The following is a 1,842-nucleotide window of genomic DNA, read 5'->3' as shown; positions in this document are numbered from 1 at the left end:
TTGGCAGGCTATGAATGCGCCGAGGAGCTGGACGGCAACAAGGCCTTTTTTGACCGGATGGAGGCGGTGCGGATTGAGGCCGGGGAACTTATGGGCATGGGAGACGTTTCCAAATCAGTGACCCCCAAGTTCGGCCTTGTCGCGCCCGCCAGAGACGGCGGCACTCTTGCAGTGCGGTATTTCATGCCGTGGAAGACCCACCCGACCATGGCTGTCACCGGGGCGCAGTGCATGGCTTCCTGCGCTTTAACGCCCGGGACTGTTGCGGACGGTTTGCTGGATCGCCCCACTAACAGCCCGGCTGAAGTCATTCTGGAACACGCCTCGGGCAAGATCGACGTGTTGGTGGATTTTTCTACCACCGACGGGTTCACAGTGAACGCGGCGGGCTTGGTGCGGACCGCACGCAAGCTGGCCGACGGGCATGTCTACGTACCGCAATCTGTTTGGGACGGGAGTTGATCAGACATCACCTAATTAGTATACCATAGTATACATATGGAGGATGTTACGATGGACGATTACTCAGAATGCCTCGATATCGCGCGTCAGGAACTCAGATTGGCGCAGTCGGCCCTGCGGAAGGACATCGCGGACTACCCGACACCGATTGCCGGGTGTGATGAGCAATTCAACCACTTGCTGGATCAAAGCGAACGGGTCCGCAATGCACTTGCCGCTCTCGACACATGTCATTTTGTGCCGACGCCAAGAAAACTGAACACCGAGCAGGGTATAGAAAGCCGATGAAGGTCCACATTCTTGATGACTGGTTTGATACACTGCAGGGCTTGCCCTGTTTTGGAAAGTTATCCGGCCATGATGTGAAGGTCTGGACGGATCATGTCGAAGATACCAATCAATTGGCCGCGCGTTTGCAGGAGGCTGAAGCGCTTGTGCTGTTTCGCGAACGCACCAAGATCACCCGTGACTTGATTGAAAAACTTCCAGACCTGAAATTGATCAGTCAGCGCAGCGTATACCCGCATGTCGATGTGCAGGCATGCTCGGATAACGGAGTGCTGTTGTGTTCGAACATGCATGGCGGCACGCCGTCTTATGCTGCAGCTGAACTTACTTGGGCGTTGATTATGTCCGGGATGCGGGATTTGCCCGCACAAATGGCCTCGGCCAAGGCGGGGCACTGGCAGGTTGGCGTGGGTAAGACACTACGGGGTCGTCAACTGGGACTCTATGGCTATGGCCGGATCGCTCGCGCAGTTGCGGGCTTTGCCGAGGCATTCGGCATGGATGTGGTCTGGTGGTCGTCCGAGGAAGGCCGTGCACGTGCGCAGGCGGACGGCGCGCAGGTCGCTCCCAGCCGTGAAGCGTTCTTCGCCGACAGTGACGTTGTTTCGGTCCATGTGCGCTTGAAGCCTGACACGCGCGGGATCATCACCGCATCGGATTTCACGCAAATGCAGTCGGAGGCGCTGTTCGTGAACACCTCGCGGGCCGGGTTGATCGCTCCAGGGGCTTTGCTTGAGGCGCTAGATTCCGGTCGCCCCGGCAAAGCGGCAATAGATGTGTTCGATACCGAGCCTCTGACCGACCCAACCGATCCGCTATTGTCGCATCCCAACCTGATCGCGACCCCGCATATTGGCTTTGTGACCGAGGACGAGTTTGATCTGCAATTTGCAGATATTTTTGATCAAGTGAACGCCTATGCAAAGAGCGCTCCGATCCACATGATCAACCCCGTGGTTTGGACCAGCGTAGAATAAGATTGGCGGCGATGGGCGCGCCGATGATCACCAACACGATCCGTGTCAGATGGTGCGTGATGACAAAGCCCAGGTCGGCTCCTGAAACGATGGCCAGAACTGTCATTTCGGCTTG

4 protein-coding genes are annotated in these 1,842 nt (G+C 57.1%); 3 read left to right on the top strand and 1 reads right to left on the bottom strand.

The features are described from left to right. The 3 genes from ACR0NN_RS25235 to ACR0NN_RS25225 form a co-directional block, all read left to right on the top strand. A partial coding sequence (locus ACR0NN_RS25235) for a PrpF domain-containing protein (protein WP_480685861.1) occupies positions 1-462 on the top strand: 462 nt, incomplete at its 5' end. Between the two features lie 51 nt (positions 463-513). Then, positions 514-750, top strand: coding sequence for a hypothetical protein (locus tag ACR0NN_RS25230; RefSeq protein WP_170724364.1), 237 nt, complete (start codon positions 514-516; stop codon positions 748-750). Continuing rightward, entirely contained in the window at positions 747-1,727 is a 981-nt protein-coding gene (locus ACR0NN_RS25225) for a D-2-hydroxyacid dehydrogenase family protein (RefSeq protein WP_170724722.1), read from the top strand. Before ACR0NN_RS25230 ends, ACR0NN_RS25225 begins: the two co-directional genes overlap by 4 nt. Here ACR0NN_RS25225 and ACR0NN_RS25220 read toward each other — a convergent pair. Further along, on the bottom strand, positions 1,696-1,842 hold a 147-nt coding region (locus tag ACR0NN_RS25220; RefSeq protein WP_170747020.1), incomplete at its 5' end, for an AbrB family transcriptional regulator. The two genes, ACR0NN_RS25225 and ACR0NN_RS25220, sit on opposite strands and share 32 nt — an antisense overlap.

Source organism: Ruegeria sp. BA2, assembly GCF_056539605.1.
This window is presented reverse-complemented; position numbering and strand designations above follow the sequence as displayed.